The organism is Mesorhizobium sp. WSM4840, assembly GCF_055811755.1.
Window position 1 is genome coordinate 250,829 of record NZ_JBVVQD010000005.1, and the last position, 17,565, is coordinate 268,393.

A 17,565-nucleotide genomic window follows, 5' to 3' on the forward strand; every position below is an offset into this window, starting at 1 on the left:
CGCGGGTTAGGGCATGTCGCTCGACTACCACTCACTTCTGCTGGCTGTCGGTTTTTCCGCCGCCTGCCTGAGCCTGACGTTGTTCGGCATCTGGCTAACCGCGCGAACTGAAAAGTTTCTCCTGACATGGTCGATCAGCGCGTTGTTGGTCGTCGGCGACGTATTCATATACGAGGACTATATCGAGACGCCCGGACGCATCCTCGGTATCGCGACCTTCGCCTTGCTCCTGGTTGGGTTCTCGACCATGCTGGGCGCCGCCTACCAGTTCAGGTCAGGCCAGTCGCCGATCCCGCTGACGGTGCTCGGCAGCTGCATCTCGCTTGCCCTGGCGCTGCCGCCGATGGCGCTCGGATATGACGGGCTCGGCTTCATATTCGAAAATTTCCTTGCCGCCCTGATTCTGTTTTCAACGGCCTATCAGTACTGGGTCGGGCGCGCTGAAACTCCTGTCCCGATCATCGGCCTTACCGTGCTCTACTCGGCCACCGGCATTTCCTTTGTGCTGTGCGCCATGGCTCTTGCATGGGATGGGAAGCTTGTCCTCGGACATGCGCCCAGCAACTGGGCCGAGGATCTGAGCCTCGTCGTCGTCATCGCCAGCATGACCGGCATCGGCGCCCTTTCGCTGGCACTCAACCAGGGCCGTCTGGCCCGATATCACCGTCTGAACGCGCTGACCGATCCGCTGACCGGCCTGCTCAATCGCCGCGCGCTGTTCGATCTCAATGGCGGCGCCCCGATCGGGGCTTTCACGGCGGTGGTCATGTTCGACCTCGACGGCTTCAAGGTCATCAACGACGAGTTCGGGCACGCCACGGGCGATCAGGTGTTGAGAGTGTTCGCCGAGGACCTGGTCGAGAACCTTCGCCCGACCGATGTCGCCGCGCGCATGGGCGGAGAGGAATTCGCGCTGGTTCTGAAGCGCACCCTGCCCGAAGCGGTGGAGTTCACCGCCGAGCGTATACGCACCTCCTTCGCCGCGCGTGTCATCGAGACCGAAACCCGTCCCCTGACATGTACGGTCAGCGCCGGATACGCTTTCGGCAGCAAGGACGGCATGAGCTTTGACAAGGTGCTCAGCGCCGCCGACAAGGCGCTCTATGCCGCCAAGCGTGGCGGTCGCAACCGCGTCGCGGCCTCGACCTTCCGACGCGCAAGTTAGCCGCGTGGCGGTATAGCGCATCCGCCCCTTCCGTCAGCCCTCACGCCGCCATCACGACCTCGTTGTAGGTATCGAGATCGACGTAGAAGACCTTGGTGATCTCTGCGATCAGCTCGTCGTGGTCGTATCCTTGCGATTTCAGAACATTGATAGCGGTCATGATGTCGACGCGCTCGGTGAGCCGTCGTTTCTGGTAGTCCTCGACGTAACGTTCCATCGGCGTCCCTGGCCCAAGTGCCCCAAATGCATCGAACAAAAATCGGATCGCAGGAAGGGGTTGCTTGCACAGAACGTGCCGGCTGAGCCCACGCCTCACCTTGATCCGTCAACGAGACTGATACGGAAAGCGGCCGACTCAACAAGGCCAAGTAAAGCCTAGCATGCAATCCTCGGCGCGCCAGAGGCGTTCAGGAAAGACTGAGCGGCTTTCGTGATTTCGTCATCCTTGGGCGCAGTGACGCGAAGCGGAGCGAAGACCCAACGCCGTAACTTCAGAGCATCGCCACAGTGCAGAATCCAGGGTGGGGGGAGAACGGCTTCTATTCTTGACCGCTGCACTCTTCGGCGGATGTCACGGCATGGATCCTGGGCTCTGCGCCGCGTCGCTTCGCTCCTTGCTTCGCCGCAGGATGACGAGGGGAGAGATGGTTCGGCTAATCTCGAGGGTCTGCGATCAAACGGTCAGGAACTTGCGAACATCCGCCCGGTCGAGATCCTCGGCCGGGCCGGTGTGGACGATCTGCCCGCGGTCCATGATGTTGACCTCGTCTGCCAGTTCCCGGCAGAAATCGAGATACTGTTCGACCAGCAGCACGGCTATGCCGGCCTGGTCGCGCAGATAGCGGATGGCGCGGCCGATATCTTTGATGATCGACGGCTGGATGCCCTCGGTCGGCTCGTCGAGCACCAGCAGTTTCGGCCGCATCACCAGTGCCCTGCCGATGGCAAGCTGCTGCTGCTGGCCGCCGGAAAGGTCACCGCCCCGGCGGCCGAGCATCTGCTTCAGCACCGGGAACAATTCGAAGACATGGCCGGGAATGTTGCGGTCGGCGCGCCTCAATGGCGCAAAGCCCGATTCGAGGTTTTCCCGCACCGTGAGCAGCGGGAAGATCTCCCTGCCCTGCGGCACGAATGCGATGCCCGACCGGGCGCGATCATACGCCGCGCTCCGGTCGAGCGCCTTCCCCTCGAAGGCAACGCTTCCGCTCGTCAGCCGGTGGTGGCCGACGATCGATCTCATCAAACTGGTTTTGCCGACGCCGTTGCGGCCGAGCACGCAGGTGATCTTGCCCGCGCCGGCCTTCAGCGAGACGCCACGCAGCGCCTGGGCGGCGCCGTAGTGCAGCGTGGCGTTGGAGACTTCGAGCATGGTCAGCGCCTTCCCCAACGCCTGAAGAACGAAAGGTCGAAATGATGGAACGGAACGCGCCAGACCATGATTATCTCCCCAGATAGACTTCAACGACACGCTCGTCGGCCGAAACGAAATCGAGCGAGCCTTCGGACAGGACCGAACCTTCGTGCAGGCAGGTGACCTTGACGCCGAGCTCGCGCACGAAATGCATGTCGTGCTCGACGACGATGACTGAGTGGTCGCGCGCAATATCCTTGAGCAGCCGCGCGGTCTCCTCGGTCTCGGCGTCGGTCATGCCGGCGACAGGTTCGTCGACCAGCAGCAGCTTCGGATCCTGCGCCAGCAGCATGCCGATCTCGAGCCATTGCTTCTGTCCGTGGCTGAGATTGGCGGCGAGTTCATCGCGCTTGTCGCCCAGCCGGGTGATGCCGAGGATGTCGTCGATCTGCCGCGCCTCCGCGGCCGAGCGGCGATGGAGTAGCGCCGGGAAGATTGAGCGTGGGCCCTTCAGCGCCAGCACCAGGTTCTCCTCGATCGTGTGGCTTTCGAAGACGGTCGGCTTCTGGAATTTCCTGCCGATGCCCATCATGGCGATTTCGGCCTCGTCATGTTTGGTCAGGTCGACCTGGCCGTCGAAGTAGACCTCGCCCGCGTCGGGACGCGTCTTGCCGGTGACGATGTCCATCATCGTGGTCTTGCCGGCGCCGTTGGGACCGATGATTGCCCGCATCTCGCCCTTGTCGAGCACCAGCGACAGATTGTTGATGGCGCGAAAGCCGTCGAAGGAAACCGAGACGCCGTCGAGATAGAGGATGGTGTTGCTCTTCGACATCGCTCACTCCGCCGGCTGCGGTTCGGGGCCGGACGCGGACCAGTCGCCGGGCGTCCTCGCGGCACTGCGAACGATCTTCGGCGGCGCCGGGGCATCCTGATCGGTGCCGGCTTCCTCGGCAATCGAGGCCGCACGCAGCGCCTTGGCATTGCCGCGCCAGGAATCCCACATGCCGACAATGCCCTTGGGCAGGAACAGCGTGACGGCGACGAACAGTCCGCCCAGCGCAAACAGCCAGAACTCGGGCAGCACGCCGGTGAACCAGGATTTGCCGGCATTGACCACAAGCGCGCCGATGATCGGCCCGACGATGGTGCCGCGCCCGCCTACGGCCACCCACACCACGACCTCGATCGAATTGGACGGCTCGAACTCGCCTGGATTGATGATGCCGACCTGCGGCACGTAGAGCGCGCCGGCAATGCCGGCCATGACAGCCGACACGGTGAAGGCGAACAGTTTGACGTTCTCCGCGCGCCAGCCGAGAAAGCGGGTGCGGCTCTCAGCGTCGCGCACCGCCATCAGCAGCTTGCCGTATTTGGAACCGACGATTGCCCAGGTGACGAAGACGGCGAGCGCCAGCGTGGCGGCGCTGGCCGCGAACAATGCCGAGCGTGTCGCATCCGCCTGCACGTTGTAGCCGAGAATATCCTTGAAATCGGTCAGGCCGTTGTTGCCGCCGAAACCCATGTCGTTGCGGAAAAACGCAAGCAGCAGCGCATAGGTCATCGCCTGGGTGATGATCGACAGGTAGACGCCGGTGACGCGGCTGCGGAAGGCGAACCAGCCGAAGACGAAGGCGAGCAGGCCGGGCACCGCAAGCACCATGATCGCGGCAAACCAGAACTGGTCGAAACCGTACCAGAACCACGGCAATTCCCCGTAGTTCAGGAACACCATGAAGTCCGGCAGCAGCGGATTGCCGTAGACGCCGCGCGAACCGATCTGGCGCATCAGATACATGCCCATCGCATAGCCGCCGAGCGCGAAGAAGGCGCCGTGGCCGAGCGAAAGGATGCCGCAATAGCCCCAGACGAGATCGAGCGCCAAAGCGAGCAGCGCGTAGCAGAAATACTTGCCGGTGAGCGCGACGACATAGGACGGCACGTAGAACGCACTCGTCGGCGAGACCGCAAGATTGAGCAGCGGCACGATGAAGGCGACCGCCAAAAGGATGAAGATCGTGATCGCGATGCGGCGATCGGCGCCGGCGGCGAAGAAGCGTCCCGTGATCATGCTTCCACCGACCTGCCCTTCAGCGCGAAAAGGCCGCGCGGGCGCTTCTGGATGAACAGGATGATGATGACCAGCACGACAATCTTGCCGAGGACTGCCCCGGCATAGGGTTCAAGGAATTTGTTGACGATGCCGAGCGAGAAGGCGCCGACCAGCGTGCCCCAGAGATTGCCGACGCCGCCGAAGACGACGACCATGAAGCTGTCGATGATGTAGCCGCGGCCGAGATTGGGCGAGACATTGTCGATCTGGCTGAGCGCGACACCGGCGATGCCTGCAATGCCGGACCCCAATGCAAAGGTCAGCGCGTCGACCCATGGTGTCCTGATGCCCATCGAAGCGGCCATGCGGCGGTTGGCGGTGACGGCGCGCATCTGCAGACCCCAGGGCGTGCGCTTCATCACATAAAGCAGCACCGCGAACACGCCGAGCGCGAATACCAGTATCCAGAGCCGGTTCCAGGTCACGGCGAGCTGGCCGATATCGAACGAACCCGACATCCATGACGGGTTGCCGACCTCCTGGTTCGTCGGCCCGAAGATGGTGCGCACGGCCTGCTGCAGGATCAGCGAGACGCCCCATGTCGCCAGCAGCGTCTCCAGCGGCCGGCCGTAAAGGAAACGGATCACGCCCCGCTCGATGACAAGGCCGACGAGCGCCGCGACCGAGAAGGCGAGCGGCAGTGCGATGACCAGCGACCAGTCGAACAGGCCGGGAAAGGAGTTTCGGATCACTTCCTGCACGACAAAGGTCGTGTAGGCGCCGAGCATGACCATTTCGCCATGCGCCATGTTGATGACCCCCATGACGCCGAAGGTGATGGCGAGACCGATCGCCGCCAGCAGCAGCACCGATCCGAGCGAGATGCCGTACCAGATGTTCTGGCCCGCATCCCACAGCGCCAGCGTCGAATTGATGTTGGCGATCGCCGCCGTCGCCGCGTCCTTGACCGCGCCTTCGGAATTGGCCTCGACGGCGGTGAGCAGGGACAGTGCGTTGCGATCGCCGCGCGCGCCGATCAGGGCGATCGCCGCGAGTTTGTCGGCTTCCGGCCTGTCCGACACCAGAACCGATGCGGCGCGGGCCTGTTCGAGCAGCGCTTTGACGCTTGCCACGCTCTCGCTGGTGATTGCGGCATCGAGTGGCTCGATGTTTGTGGCATCGGGCGTCTTGAACATGGTGTCGGCGGCAGCAAAGCGCGCAGCCGGATCTTTCGCGCCGAGCGTCAGTGTGCCCAGAGCATCGCGGATGGCGCGGCGCAGCGTATTGTTGACCTTGATCTTGGTGATCTCGCCCTTGGCCGCCTCGCCGGACTTTTCCCCGCTCAGCGGGTCGAGCAGCGCAACGCTGCCGCCGCCTTCCTTGCCGATGAAAACCAGCGAATCGGCCTTGCGAACGTAAAGATCGCCCTCCGCAAGCGCGCCAAGCGGACGTTCGACGGCAGTGTCACCGGTGGCCGCGAGCTCGCGCACGACAGCTTCGGTGGCCGAAAAATTCGAGGCAGTGGCAAATTTGGCAATGATGGCGCGCAGATCCGCTTCGGCAGCGTTCGACGGCGACAGCATCCCCAGGAGGAGGAGCAGCAGCGTCAGGCCGATCGCGCGGGTGAAGATCATCGATTTCTGGCGACTCTTGAAAGGTTGAACTTCGCGTCCGGGCGGGCTGGAGGAGAGGAGGAGCCGCCCGGACGCGTCGCGGTCTAGGTCGTGGAGAAATCCACGACCGTCAGACCCGGGAGGATCAGTTGGTTCCCTTGCCGCCACACTTGCCGGTTGCAACATTGAAGTTGCCGCAGGACAGAGGCGCGCGCCAATCGGAGATCAGGTCCTTCGAATCAGCCAGATAGTCAGACCACTCGTCACCCATCACCAGGCCAGGCGTCTGCGAGACGGTCTCGAACTGGCCGTCGGCCTGGATTTCGCCGATCAGCACAGGCTTGGTGATGTGATGGTTCGGCATCATGGTCGAATAACCACCGGTCAGGTTCGGCACCGAGACGCCGATCACGGCGTCGATGACCTTGTCAGGATCGGTGGTGCCGGCCTTCTCAACCGCCTTCACCCACATGTTGAAGCCGACATAGTGGGCTTCCATCGGGTCGTTGGTGGTGCGCTTGTCGTTCTTGATGAACTTGTGCCAGTCGGCAATGAACTTCGCGTTCTCGGGCGTATCGATGCTCTGGAAATAGTTCCAGGCGGCGAGATGGCCGACGAGTGGCGCGGTGTCGAGACCGGCAAGCTCTTCCTCGCCGACCGAGAAGGCCATGACCGGGATGTCCTCGGCCTTGATGCCCTGATTGCCGAGTTCCTTGTAGAACGGCACGTTGGCGTCGCCATTGACGGTCGAGACGACGGCGGTCTTCTTGCCGGCCGAGCCGAACTTCTTGATCGCCGAGACCTCGGTCTGCCAATCGGAGAAGCCGAACGGCGTGTAGTTGACCAAGATGTCTTCGGCGGCGACGCCCTTGGCTTTCAGATAGGCTTCGAGGATCTTGTTGGTGGTGCGCGGATAAACGTAGTCGGTGCCTTCAAGCACCCAGCGTTTCACCGAACCGCCGTCCTCGCTCATCAGATAGTCGACGGCCGGAATTGCCTGCTGGTTCGGCGCCGCACCGGTGTAGAACACGTTGCGCTCGCTCTCCTCGCCCTCATACTGGACGGGGTAGAACAGGATGTTGTCGAGCTCGCTGAACACCGGCAGCACCGACTTGCGCGACACCGAGGTCCAGCAACCGAACACCGCCGCGACCTTGTCCTTGGAGATCAGCTCGCGCGCCTTTTCGGCGAACAGCGGCCAGTTCGAAGCCGGATCGACGACGACCGCTTCGAGTTTCTTGCCGAGCAGGCCGCCCTTTGCATTCTGCTCTTCGATGAGCATCAGCATGGCGTCCTTCAGCGTCGTCTCCGAAATCGCCATGGTACCCGACAGCGAGTGAAGAATACCCACCTTGATCGTGTCGTCAGCCGCCCTGGCCGGGACGCTCATCAGCAGGCCGGCCGTAACCGCGCCTGCCGAAAGCATTTTTGTTATTGTCGAGAAACTGCCCCTCATATTTCAAACTCCCTAACTGGTTGATCGCATCGCAAACAGACCATGCAACGGCTGTGCCAACCGCGGGAGCAAAATTAAGTGGGCTTGGATTTCCCAGCCCTATCAGCCGGTTAATATATTAGCCGCCAAAGATAAGCGCCGCCGCCGGTGCTCTGCCTGGAAAAAACTCCCCCGCTCTCGCCTAATTTTTGATCACTCGCGAATTAATGCGCCAATTTTGAGCAGAACCAAATCAAAGACGGCGAACCGTTGCACCGCAGCAGGAAAATGGGGCAAGTTCGATCTTCAAAAGAGCGACGTCATGGCCTCCAGGATTTCTTGTATTTTCAGCACCATGCTTCTGGTTGCGGCCACCGGCGGCGCACGCGCCGACTTCACCGACGGCAAATTGCCGGACGGCACCTATCACTGCGAAGTCTATCTGCTTGGCATGTTCCTCAGCCTTGGCGACATCACCATCAAGGGGAATGTCTATAGCGGCCCGGTGACCTTCGGAACCGCCCGGCAGGGCTACAACTATCAGATGGATGCAAACGGCGAGATCACCTGGTTGGGCCCGTTGGGCGGCTATACGACCGGCGGCAACTCGATCTCGCTCACGCAAGCCACCCTGGACGGTCAAACCAGCCCGTCCTTCGACATCATCATGAAGCAGCCTGACGGCGCCTTCACCGCCTCGACCTGCACAAAGCGTTGAACAGCCGACAGGAAGAGGCGCGAAACCTTGCGAGGTTCCGCGCCAGCAGGCAAGTCGGGAGGGTATGGCTAAATGCTCTTGGCCGACATCTGTTCGGCAATATAGTCAGCCTGACGGATCGCCAGCGACACGATCGTCAATGTCGGATTTTCAGCGCCGCCGGTGGTGAACTGGCTGCCATCCGACACGAACAGGTTCTTGATGTCGTGCGCCTGGCCATGCTTGTTGACGACGCCGTCGGTCGCCTTCTCGCTCATCCGGTTGGTGCCGAGATTATGGGTCGACGGATAGGGTGGCGTCGGGAAGGTCCGCGTCGCCCCGACCGCCGCGTAGAGCGCCGAGCCCTGCTTGTAGGCGTGGTTGCGCATCGCCGTGTCGTTGGCATGGTCGTCGAAATGGACGTCCGCCACCGGCATGCCGTGCTCGTCCTTGATATCGGCATGCAGCGTGATGCGGTTTTCCTCGCGCGGCATGTCCTCGCCGACGATCCACATGCCGGCCATATGGTCGTAGTGGTCGAGCGCCGTGGTGAAGGAACGCCCCCAGCCGCCGGGATTAAGGAAGGCGGCCATGAACGGCAGGCCGAGCGACAGCGTCTCTAACTCGTAGCCGCCGACGAAGCCGCGCGAGGAATCGTTGCGGGCTTCGTCGCGGATGATACCGGCCATGGTGGTGCCGCGATACATATGCACCGGCTTGTCGAAGATGCCGTAGACCGAGCCCGTGGTGTGGCGCATGTAATTCTTGCCGACCTGCCCCGACGAATTGGCAAGGCCGTCGGGAAACTGGCTCGATGCCGAATTGAGCAGCAGCCGCGGGCTCTCGATCGAATTTCCCGCGACGGCGACGATGCGGGCCTTCTGTTCCTGAAGTTTGCCGTCCTTGTCGGCATAAACGACGCCGGTCACCTTGCCGCTGGGATCGTGGTTGATCTTGATCGCCATGGCGTTTGGCCTGACCTCGAGATGGCCGGTCGCCTCGCCCTTGGGAATTTCGCTGTAGAGCGTCGACCATTTGGCGCCCCATTTGCAGCCTTGGAAGCAGAAGCCGGTCTGCTGGCAGGCATTGCGGTCGTCGCGTGGCTCGGAATTGATTGCCATCCGGCCGGTGTGGCACTCCTTGTAGCCGAGCTTGTCGGCGCCGGCCTTCATCACCTTGAAGTTGTTGTTGCCAGGAAGGCCCGGGATGTTGTTGGTGAGCGTCACGCCTAGTCTGTCTTCGGCCTTTGCGTAGTAGGGCTCCAGCTCGGCAAGCGTGATCGGCCAATCGAGCAGGTTCGCGCCTTCCAGTTTTCCGTAGGTCGAAAGCGTTCTGAATTCATGCTCCTGAAAGCGCAGCGAGGCGCCCGCCCAGTGCGTGGTCGAGCCGCCGACCGCCTTGACGATCCAAGCCGGCAGATTGGGGAAATCCTTCGCCACCCGCCAGTCTCCCGAGGTCGTGCGCTTGTCCGTCCAGGCGAGCTGGGCGAATGAATCCCACTCGTCGTTGATGAAATCCTCATATTCGTGGCGGGCGCCCGCTTCCAGGATGACGACATCGATGCCCTTCTGGGCGAGTTCGTTGCCGAGCGTGCCGCCGCCGGCGCCCGAGCCGATGATGACGACCACGCCATCGTTCTTGAGATCAAATGGTGCTGCCATGGATTCCTCCCGTGATGTCTGTTGTGTACGGTTTGGGACGATGGGGCTCAGAGCCACTCGATGTCGTCGAACCCGCGCGCCATGTAGCCGCCCTTGGAGTAGGACTCGCCCTCGTAGCCGAAGATCGGCCAGACCTCCTTCTGGTTGTAGAGGCCGACGACAAGCCCGCCGCGGACTGCCTGGAAGAACGGCGTGTCCTCGATCTCTCTCAGCACCGTAATGCGCTGCTCCTCCCAGCCGAGACCGGTGTAGCCGCCCTTGCCCGACTTCACGTCGAGATCGGCAATTCCCTTTTCGATCAGATCTTTGTGGATGGGGTCTTTCCCGGCCTGCTCATCATGGGCCTTGACGGCGATTGCGTAATATTTGTCAGGCACTTGATCGTGCGGGTAGATGTCGCGCGCCATGTGAATCAGGGTCGCCATGGTTTCGGGCTTGAGCGCGGATGTTTCGAGACCCCAGGCATGTTCCGGGCTGATGACGGCACTGCCTGAAATGACCAGCAACGCGCCGACACCGCCGCGCTTCAGAAGCTCGCGGCGCGATAGGCCGGGCTTCTTTTCATGGGCCGGCTTGCTCTCATAAATCGTGACCATTTGTTCCTCCCTTGCTTGCTATCTGCACCCGAAGGTGCCCTGGCTGGCGCCGCGCTGGCCGGCGCGGCCGTAATGTCTCCTATTTGAACCGGCCCTGACGCTGCAGGACCTCGATCTTGTAGCCGTCGGGATCCTCGATGAAGAAGAAGCGCGCGAGCAGCGCTCCGTCGCGGTTGAACTCGACGATCTTCTTCAGGCTCAGGCCAAGCGCGCCGAGCCGGTCATGTTCGCTGTCCAGATCGGCGACCGAAACCGCGAGATGGCCGTAGCCGTCGCCGAGCGCGTAAGGCTCCTGGCGGCCCTTGTTGACGGTGAGCTCGACCTCGAACTCCGCCTCGGCATTGCTCAGATAGACGAGCGTGAAGGTTTCGAAATCGAGCCGTTCAGCGACGTCCAGCCCAAAGGCTTTCCGGTAGAAGTCGATGGACCGGGCCTCGTCCAGAACCCGGATCATGGTGTGGATCGTCTTCGCCAAATGACACTCCGTCGCAGCAGCGCCTTATGCGCGTCGGCGTGATTATGCGCGGGTTGCGGCAGAGGTGGTGGCAGCCGATTACCACGCGCTAATCTAACGACGGGGTGGCAAACCGCTAATGCATGTCGCGCAAAAGTGCGCAGCGGTTTTGCGATAACGACATGCATAAGAACGAGGCCTAAAAGCGCGTCGCATGAATCCATTCAAACGCGACGCGCTTTTAAGGACGAAAGTCCGATTGCTGTTTTCCGCTTTCCAGCTGAAGATAATTTGCCACGATAGGCACTGCTCAAAGGCGCGAATCGCTGCAGATTGCGCCTAAAATCAACAAGAATGGCCAAGACCAATAAGAACGGGAGGTAACGATGTGCAGAGTTTTTGCCGGGCAGGATCCGGAGGGCTACCGGCAGATCAATCGATCGATCCGCATCGACGGGCACTCGACGAGCATCCAACTCGAGGCGACGTTCTGGGCATTGCTCGACGAGATCGCCGACAGCCAGGGTCTGACGACCCCGAAATTCATCTCGAAGCTCTATGACGAGGCTATCGAGATCAATGGCCAGATTCCGAACTTCGCCTCGATGCTGCGCACGACCTGTGCTCTCTATCTGCGTGGCCATCGGCCGGGCATCGAGGAACACACGGCCCCGAAGCGGCAAGCAGCTTAACTTTCGATCGCAACATCGAGTGCCAGGCGAGTCATATCGGTGAAAAGCGCCTGGCGTTCGGAATAGTCGGTTTGCTCGCCGGTCACCACATTGTCGACGACAGTCAGCATCGACAGGGCCCGGGCGCCGAAATGCGCGGCAATGCGATAGAGCGCACTGGTCTCCATATCCACGGCCAGCGCGCCCTGTGCCTGTGCTTCGGCGAAGCGATCGCGCCCCTGGGGATGATAGAATATATCGCTGCAGATGGTCAGCCCGGCCTGATGTTCGATGCCGATTTCGGCAGCCCGCGTCAATGCCTGGGCATAAAGCGCCGGATCGGGGCCGGCATCAGCACCGTAGAGCCCAAAGACTTGGCCGCTCTCTGCACTTTCACCCCGCACCGACTGCGAGATCACTAGGCTGCGCAGTTTAACCGCCGCCGTCAGGGCGCCACAGGTGCCGGTGCGGATCAGTGTCCTCACGCCATGGAAGTCCAGCAATTCATGCGCGTAGATCAGGAATGACGAGACGCCGATGCCGGTGGACTGGATGCTGACGGGCTTACCGCGAAACAGGCCGGTAAAACCGAGGGCCTCCCTTCGACGGTTGACGCAGCGCGGCGCCTCCAGAAAGGTTTCCGCCATCCATTCGGCACGCTGCGGATCGCCCGGCAACAGCACTGTTGCGGCATAATCACCCTTGCCTGCCTCGTTGTGCGGCGTCACGGTATGCTCCCCCAAAACCCGCCGCCCGTTTCGCCATAATCATGGCAGTCTCACGCCATTTCGCAAGTGCGAGAATTAGTATGCCCTAAGATTCCAGCACATCCTTGACGATTGTGGCCAGTTGCTTGAGCGAAAACGGCTTCGGCAGGAAACCGAAATGCGCGTCTGCCGGCAGGTTCTTGGCGAACGCATCCTCGGCGTAACCGGAAACGAAGACGAATTTGATGTCGGGTTGCCGCTTGCGCAGTTCGCCAAGCAGGGTCGGCCCATCCATCTCAGGCATCACCACGTCGGAAACGACAATGTCGACCTTGCCGCCGAGCGCCTCGAAGACTTCCAGCGCCTCGACGCCCGAGGACGCTTCGTGGACGGTGTAGCCGCGCGACGTCAGCGCCCGCATGCCGCCCATGCGCACGGCATCCTCGTCCTCGACGAGCAGCACCGTGGCCGAGCCCGACAGATCCTTGGCTGCGTCGGCGATCTTTGCCGGTGCGACCGGTGCCTCGCCGGGCTCGCCTGCCTTTCTCGCCTCAGCAATGTAGCGCGGCAGGAAAATGCGGAACACCGATCCCTTGCCGACCTCGGAATCGCAGAAGATGAAGCCGCCTGTCTGCTTGATGATGCCGTAGACCATGGACAGGCCGAGGCCGGTGCCCTTGCCGACCTCCTTGGTGGTGAAGAAGGGTTCGAAAATCTTCTTGAGGACTTCGGGGGCGATGCCGCTGCCGGTGTCTTCGACTTCGACCACCACGTAATCGGCCGGCGCAAGTTCGCGGTAGGGTAGGCTTTTGCTCTCTTCTGTCGTCACGTTCCGGGTGCGCACGGTGAGGTCGCCGCCAGCCGGCATCGCATCGCGCGCATTGACCGCCAGATTGACCACCACCTGCTCGAACTGCCCGATGTCGACCTTCACCGGCCACAGATCGCGGCCATGATCGACCTTCAGCTTGATGTCGCTTCCGACCAGGCGGGCCAGCAGCATCCGCAGGTCGGCAAGCACGTCGGTCAGGTTGAGCACCTCCGGCCGCAGCGTCTGCTTGCGCGAGAAGGCCAGAAGCTGCCTCACCAGCGAAGCCGCCCGGTTGGCGTTCTGCTTGATGTTCATGATGTCGGGGAAGGACGGGTCCGACGGGCGGTGGTTGGTCAACAAAAGGTCCGACGCCATGATGATGGCGGTCAGGACGTTGTTGAAGTCGTGTGCGATGCCGCCGGCAAGCTGGCCGACCGCCTGCATCTTCTGGCTTTGCGCCATCTGGCCCTCGAGCGCCTTCTGCTCGGTGGTCTCGACGGCATAGACGATAGCCGATTCTTCGGCGCCCTCGCCGGTGCCGTCGGCAACCGCGTTGACGTAAAAGCGCATGTGCCGTTCTTCATTGCCGGGCAGCAGCGTATCGATCGGTTCGATGTCGGCCTGCCTTTGTCGCGCTTTTTCGAACGCCGCGGCAAAGGCGGGCCGGTCGCGCTCATGGATCACCGTGTCCAGCCGCACGCGCCGATCGACCGCGTCCCCGTCGACGACGGAGGAAAACAGCGACAGGAAAGGCGCGTTGGTGCGCAAGATGCGCCCGCTGTTGTCGACCGCCGCTATTGCCATCGGCGTCGAATTGAAGAAGCGGGTGAAGCGGATCTCCGAGGCGCGAAGATCGGCGGAAGCGTCCTCACCTTGCGTCCGGTTGAGCACGATGGTGCGCGTCGGACCGTTGACACCCTCGCGGCTGGCTGAGACCCTATGCATGAAACGCACGGGCAGCGCCTCGCCTTTCACCGTCGTCAGATCGAGATCGATGACCGCATTGCGCGTGGTGCCAGGATCGGCCTTGACTGAGCGGACCAGCGCCATGCCGTCGCCGGCGACGATCTCCGGAAGCGTAACGGCACCAGGCGTGAAGCTCGTCAGGTCGATGCCCAGCCACTCCGCCAGCGTGGCGTTGATATAGGTGACGCGGCCTTCCTGGTCGGCCGAAAAGAAGCCGGCCGGCGCATGGTCGAGATGGTCGATGGCCTCCTGCAGATCGAGGAAGAACCGCTCCTGCTCGGCCCGTTCCTCCGAGATATCGGCGAGTTGCCAGGCGAGCAAGGGCAGCCGCTGGCCCGGGACGCTGAAGGCGCGGGCGCGGGCACGGTACCAGCGCGCGCCCGGCTCGGCGCCGGGTCGAATGGATTGCGCAAGCCGAAACTCTCCGTCGCCGGGCTGGCCGTCGCGCAGGCCGGAGGCGAGCCGGTATATGGTCACCGAGGCCTCGGGAACGTCGGACAGCAAACTTTCGACCGTCTTGAGATCCGCCGCGGACGCGGCGCCCGTCATGTCGGCATAGGCCCGATTGGCGTAGACGACACGACCCTTGGTGTCCGTGACCAGAAGACCTTGCGACATCGAATCGACAAACGCTTTCGATAGCTCGTCACTCGTCGAGCGCGGTGTGATCTGCACGAAGCCGATGGCGGTGGCGAACAGGAAGCCGACGCCGATCATCGCCAGCACACCAAGCATTCCGAGCAGGAATGGATCGCCAAGACGTTCGCGGAAAAGGCCGAAGACGATCGCAGCGCCGGTCAGGACGACGATGAAGACGATGAGCCGGGTGACCGCACCCGGTCGCGTGTTCTGGTCGACGATCGGTACCGGATAGAAATCGCCGCGCGCTTCCTTGGCCATATGCCCCCTGCTCGTGAAATCCGGTACTTGCCCCTGCCCGGTTGAATCACATTCTCAGGGTCCGGAAAAGGCCTTGGCGGCAAATGTCCGCTAAAAATGACGCCCGTTCTGCGCCTGGTGTGGTGAAACCGAAATTCGCATCACCTTGGTGCAACGCGGAGCGAATTTCGGATTCATCACATCAGCAACTTGCTGAAAATCCAGTGTGGTGGATTTGAAGTGGGAACGCTGACGCACTCAATTCGCAGGTACTTCAAATCCACCAGATTGGCGTTTCAAGCTGTTCAAGAAGCGCGAAAGGCAACTTGCAGGGGCGTGCCGCAACAGTCTAGTGTCACTTTTCTTCGAAAGCCGATACGGGGGCACTAATGCAAGGGCTGGATAGCGTTTTGGGTCCTTATGCCGCGGAAATCCTGTGGACGCTGGTCGCGCTTGTCCTTCTGGCCATTATTCTCCTCATCATCAAGCTGGTCCGCAATCTGACCTTTGGAACATTCGTTGCCGGTGGCAGGAACCGCAAGACGCGCCTGGCCGTCATGGACGCCACCGCTGTCGACAGTCACCGCCGGTTGGTGCTGGTGCGCCGCGACGACATCGAGCACCTGCTGTTGATCGGAGGCCCAACCGATGTCGTCGTCGAACGCGACATCCGGCTGTCGGCGCTGCGCCGTCCTGCACTGACCGGAGATAGCGGCGGCCATCAGCCGGCACCGCGGCCGCGCGCGCCTCAACCGGCTCCTGCGCCAATGACGCAAGCACCGCCTCCGCAGCCGGTAAGCGCGGCCCCGGCGCCTGTCCGGCCCCATCAGACGGCGCCAGCGCCGAAGCCAGCAGCGCAAAGTCATCAATCGGCGACCGTCACGCCGCTGCCCGCCTACGGATCGGCGAACGCCACTGCCTTTCGACAGGCGCCATCGCCGGCAAGACAGGATTCCCCGCCAAAGCAGGATTCTATTGACGATACGCTGATGAGGGAGCTCGAGGTCTCGTTTGATGACCCGCACCCCACCAAGCCGGAGAGCAAGCCGGCGGCAAAGGCACCGTCGTCTCTCGATGACGAGATGACGAAGCTTCTCGGCGAGCTTTCCAGCCAGAAAAGATAACCGGCCAGAAACCGGGGCAGCGAACAGCTAACAAAAAATGTCCGGAGACCGGCCATGACAAAATTCGCTATCGGCTGCTTTTTAGGCGCTCCGCCTGTGCTTCAGTCGTCGCGGTAGACCTTCTCGCGGCGCTCGTGGCGCTCCTGCGCCTCGATCGACAAGGTCGCGATCGGACGCGCATCGAGCCGCTTCAGCGCGATGGGCTCGCCGGTTTCCTCACAATAGCCGTAAGTGCCTTCATCAATGCGCTGAAGCGCGGAATCAATTTTTGAAATGAGTTTTCGCTGGCGATCGCGGGCGCGAAGTTCGATGGCGCGGTCAGTTTCCGAAGAGGCGCGATCAGCGAGATCGGGATGGTTGGCGTTTTCCTGCTGCAGGATTTCGAGAGTTTCGCGCGCTTCGCGCAGTATGTCGTTCTTCCAGGTGACGAGCTTCAGGCGAAAGTAGGATTTCTGCCGTTCGTTCATGAACGGCTCGTCTTCGGAGGGTACGTAATCGGCAGTAACGATGTCGTTCATTCGACTCACCCAAACAGCCCCAATTTTGGCGCCTATATATTCGCGGACCGAATGCTGCACAAGCGTAATCGACGACAGTTTCACGCAATTGTTAATGTCGGGCAAAACGGTATTGGCCGCATCATTCGCATGAAGGGCACGACCGAATTCGCGTATGATTTGTTGGGTTTGAAAGGTGCCGGCCATTGTGCATAAGGCCGTTCTCATGGCTAATCCTGCAGCGCCTTTTGACGAGTTTCGGTGTTTGGCACAAGCGAGGGCCGGTGAGCAAGCTCTACCTGTTGAGGCATGCCAAGGCCGGATGGGCCCTGCCCGGCATGCGCGATTTCGACCGTCCGCTCGACGCATCCGGCCTCGCCGACGCCGAAACCATGGGTGCGGCCATGCGGGCCCGCAGCTACATTCCGGACCTCACCCTTTGCTCCAACGCAAAGCGAGCGCGCCAGACGCTGGAAGGCCTGGCCGGCCACACCGATACAGGCCGGGTCCTGTTCTTGGACACGCTCTATAGCGAGGACGCCGCCAGTTATCTCTCGATCATCCGCGGCAATGGCGGGCCAGGCTCGCTGCTCGTCATCGGCCACAACCCGATGACGGAAGATCTTACTATCGCGCTTTCGGGCGATGGCGACGAGGCTGCGAGGGGAATTCTGAACCACGGCTTCCCGGCCTCCGGCCTTGCGGTCGTCCGTTTTCCAGGCAGTCTTGCCAATGCCGCGCAAGGCACCGGCTATCTCGAAGCCTTCGTGACGCCGGCCGATCTCTGACGCCATTTCAACCTAGCGTGGTGGATTTGAAGTTCCTGCCACTTCAATGGCATCAGCGTTCAGGATCTTCAAATCCAAAAGCATACTACAGCGCCGC

General features: G+C 61.8%; 17 protein-coding genes. 5 read left to right on the forward strand and 12 right to left on the reverse strand.

Features of this window, described 5'->3' with window-relative positions; translation table 11 throughout:
• Positions 1-13: 13 nt before the first annotated feature.
• Positions 14-1,165, forward strand: a complete 1,152-nt coding sequence (locus AC0L3I_RS10255) for a GGDEF domain-containing protein (protein WP_473487070.1) — start codon at positions 14-16, stop codon at positions 1,163-1,165.
• A gap of 40 nt (positions 1,166-1,205) precedes the next feature.
• Here AC0L3I_RS10255 and AC0L3I_RS10260 read toward each other — a convergent pair whose 3' ends face one another.
• The 6 genes from AC0L3I_RS10260 to urtA all read right to left on the reverse strand — a co-directional run bounded on the left by AC0L3I_RS10260 (position 1,206) and on the right by urtA (position 7,638).
• Positions 1,206-1,382 (reverse strand): hypothetical protein, encoded by a 177-nt coding sequence (locus tag AC0L3I_RS10260; protein ID WP_473487071.1) that lies wholly within the window; start codon positions 1,380-1,382, stop codon positions 1,206-1,208.
• A 456-nt stretch (positions 1,383-1,838) separates the two neighbouring features.
• Positions 1,839-2,534 (reverse strand): urea ABC transporter ATP-binding subunit UrtE, encoded by a 696-nt coding sequence (gene urtE / locus AC0L3I_RS10265; protein WP_473487072.1) that lies wholly within the window; start codon positions 2,532-2,534, stop codon positions 1,839-1,841.
• A gap of 70 nt (positions 2,535-2,604) precedes the next feature.
• Complete coding sequence (gene urtD / locus AC0L3I_RS10270; RefSeq protein ID WP_473487073.1) at positions 2,605-3,351, reverse strand: urea ABC transporter ATP-binding protein UrtD; 747 nt, start codon at positions 3,349-3,351, stop codon at positions 2,605-2,607.
• A 3-nt stretch (positions 3,352-3,354) separates the two neighbouring features.
• Complete coding sequence (gene urtC / locus AC0L3I_RS10275; RefSeq protein WP_473487074.1) at positions 3,355-4,587, reverse strand: urea ABC transporter permease subunit UrtC; 1,233 nt, start codon at positions 4,585-4,587, stop codon at positions 3,355-3,357.
• Complete coding sequence (urtB, locus tag AC0L3I_RS10280; protein WP_473487075.1) at positions 4,584-6,203, reverse strand: urea ABC transporter permease subunit UrtB; 1,620 nt, start codon at positions 6,201-6,203, stop codon at positions 4,584-4,586. Before urtB ends, urtC begins: the two co-directional genes overlap by 4 nt.
• A 124-nt stretch (positions 6,204-6,327) precedes the next feature.
• The gene (urtA, locus tag AC0L3I_RS10285) at positions 6,328-7,638 is read right to left on the reverse strand and encodes an urea ABC transporter substrate-binding protein (RefSeq protein ID WP_473487076.1); all 1,311 of its coding nucleotides are present in this window, start codon (positions 7,636-7,638) and stop codon (positions 6,328-6,330) included.
• Positions 7,639-7,939: 301 nt separating this feature from the next.
• Between urtA and AC0L3I_RS10290 the strand changes: the two genes are divergently transcribed.
• Positions 7,940-8,335 carry a hypothetical protein gene (locus AC0L3I_RS10290; RefSeq protein WP_123145941.1) on the forward strand — a complete coding sequence of 132 codons (396 nt, stop codon included), beginning with the start codon at positions 7,940-7,942 and terminating at the stop codon, positions 8,333-8,335.
• A gap of 68 nt (positions 8,336-8,403) precedes the next feature.
• Here the strand turns inward: AC0L3I_RS10290 and AC0L3I_RS10295 are convergent, their stop codons facing one another.
• The 3 genes from AC0L3I_RS10295 to AC0L3I_RS10305 form a co-directional block, all read right to left on the reverse strand.
• Entirely contained in the window at positions 8,404-9,975 is a 1,572-nt protein-coding gene (locus tag AC0L3I_RS10295; RefSeq protein WP_473487077.1) for a GMC family oxidoreductase, read from the reverse strand.
• A gap of 47 nt (positions 9,976-10,022) precedes the next feature.
• Positions 10,023-10,571, reverse strand: a complete 549-nt coding sequence (locus tag AC0L3I_RS10300; protein WP_473526802.1) for a gluconate 2-dehydrogenase subunit 3 family protein — start codon at positions 10,569-10,571, stop codon at positions 10,023-10,025.
• Positions 10,572-10,650: 79 nt separating this feature from the next.
• Positions 10,651-11,046, reverse strand: a complete 396-nt coding sequence (locus AC0L3I_RS10305; protein ID WP_473487079.1) for a VOC family protein — start codon at positions 11,044-11,046, stop codon at positions 10,651-10,653.
• A gap of 365 nt (positions 11,047-11,411) precedes the next feature.
• On the opposite strand from AC0L3I_RS10305, the gene AC0L3I_RS10310 reads away from it, so the two are divergent.
• Complete coding sequence (locus tag AC0L3I_RS10310; protein WP_077384009.1) at positions 11,412-11,717, forward strand: ribbon-helix-helix domain-containing protein; 306 nt, start codon at positions 11,412-11,414, stop codon at positions 11,715-11,717.
• On the opposite strand, the gene AC0L3I_RS10315 is transcribed toward AC0L3I_RS10310, so the two are convergent.
• Complete coding sequence (locus AC0L3I_RS10315; RefSeq protein ID WP_473487080.1) at positions 11,714-12,424, reverse strand: purine-nucleoside phosphorylase; 711 nt, start codon at positions 12,422-12,424, stop codon at positions 11,714-11,716. The genes AC0L3I_RS10310 and AC0L3I_RS10315 overlap by 4 nt on opposite strands.
• An 85-nt stretch (positions 12,425-12,509) precedes the next feature.
• Positions 12,510-15,080 (reverse strand): cell cycle histidine kinase CckA, encoded by a 2,571-nt coding sequence (gene cckA, locus AC0L3I_RS10320; RefSeq protein WP_123145782.1) that lies wholly within the window; start codon positions 15,078-15,080, stop codon positions 12,510-12,512.
• A gap of 368 nt (positions 15,081-15,448) precedes the next feature.
• Here cckA and AC0L3I_RS10325 point away from each other — a divergent pair, with 368 nt between their 5' ends.
• The gene (locus AC0L3I_RS10325) at positions 15,449-16,183 is read left to right on the forward strand and encodes a hypothetical protein (RefSeq protein WP_473487082.1); all 735 of its coding nucleotides are present in this window, start codon (positions 15,449-15,451) and stop codon (positions 16,181-16,183) included.
• Between the two features lie 101 nt (positions 16,184-16,284).
• On the opposite strand, the gene dksA is transcribed toward AC0L3I_RS10325, so the two are convergent.
• Complete coding sequence (dksA, locus tag AC0L3I_RS10330) at positions 16,285-16,701, reverse strand: RNA polymerase-binding protein DksA (RefSeq protein ID WP_006202025.1); 417 nt, start codon at positions 16,699-16,701, stop codon at positions 16,285-16,287.
• Between the two features lie 263 nt (positions 16,702-16,964).
• On the opposite strand from dksA, the gene AC0L3I_RS10335 reads away from it, so the two are divergent.
• Positions 16,965-17,468, forward strand: a complete 504-nt coding sequence (locus AC0L3I_RS10335; RefSeq protein WP_123145940.1) for a SixA phosphatase family protein — start codon at positions 16,965-16,967, stop codon at positions 17,466-17,468.
• The last annotated feature ends 97 nt before the right edge of the window (positions 17,469-17,565 follow it).

What these genes read in the sequence shown, in the direction of transcription:
- AC0L3I_RS10255 (WP_473487070.1), top strand. Translation starts at nt 14, where the DNA reads ATGTCGCTCGACTACCACTCACTTCTGCTGGCTGTCGGTTTTTCCGCC.
- AC0L3I_RS10260 (WP_473487071.1), bottom strand. Translation starts at nt 1,382, where the DNA reads ATGGAACGTTACGTCGAGGACTACCAGAAACGACGGCTCACCGAGCGC.
- urtE (WP_473487072.1), bottom strand. Translation starts at nt 2,534, where the DNA reads ATGCTCGAAGTCTCCAACGCCACGCTGCACTACGGCGCCGCCCAGGCG.
- urtD (WP_473487073.1), bottom strand. Translation starts at nt 3,351, where the DNA reads ATGTCGAAGAGCAACACCATCCTCTATCTCGACGGCGTCTCGGTTTCC.
- urtC (WP_473487074.1), bottom strand. Translation starts at nt 4,587, where the DNA reads ATGATCACGGGACGCTTCTTCGCCGCCGGCGCCGATCGCCGCATCGCG.
- urtB (WP_473487075.1), bottom strand. Translation starts at nt 6,203, where the DNA reads ATGATCTTCACCCGCGCGATCGGCCTGACGCTGCTGCTCCTCCTCCTG.
- urtA (WP_473487076.1), bottom strand. Translation starts at nt 7,638, where the DNA reads ATGAGGGGCAGTTTCTCGACAATAACAAAAATGCTTTCGGCAGGCGCG.
- AC0L3I_RS10290 (WP_123145941.1), top strand. Translation starts at nt 7,940, where the DNA reads ATGGCCTCCAGGATTTCTTGTATTTTCAGCACCATGCTTCTGGTTGCG.
- AC0L3I_RS10295 (WP_473487077.1), bottom strand. Translation starts at nt 9,975, where the DNA reads ATGGCAGCACCATTTGATCTCAAGAACGATGGCGTGGTCGTCATCATC.
- AC0L3I_RS10300 (WP_473526802.1), bottom strand. Translation starts at nt 10,571, where the DNA reads ATGGTCACGATTTATGAGAGCAAGCCGGCCCATGAAAAGAAGCCCGGC.
- AC0L3I_RS10310 (WP_077384009.1), top strand. Translation starts at nt 11,412, where the DNA reads ATGTGCAGAGTTTTTGCCGGGCAGGATCCGGAGGGCTACCGGCAGATC.
- cckA (WP_123145782.1), bottom strand. Translation starts at nt 15,080, where the DNA reads ATGGCCAAGGAAGCGCGCGGCGATTTCTATCCGGTACCGATCGTCGAC.
- AC0L3I_RS10325 (WP_473487082.1), top strand. Translation starts at nt 15,449, where the DNA reads ATGCAAGGGCTGGATAGCGTTTTGGGTCCTTATGCCGCGGAAATCCTG.
- dksA (WP_006202025.1), bottom strand. Translation starts at nt 16,701, where the DNA reads ATGAACGACATCGTTACTGCCGATTACGTACCCTCCGAAGACGAGCCG.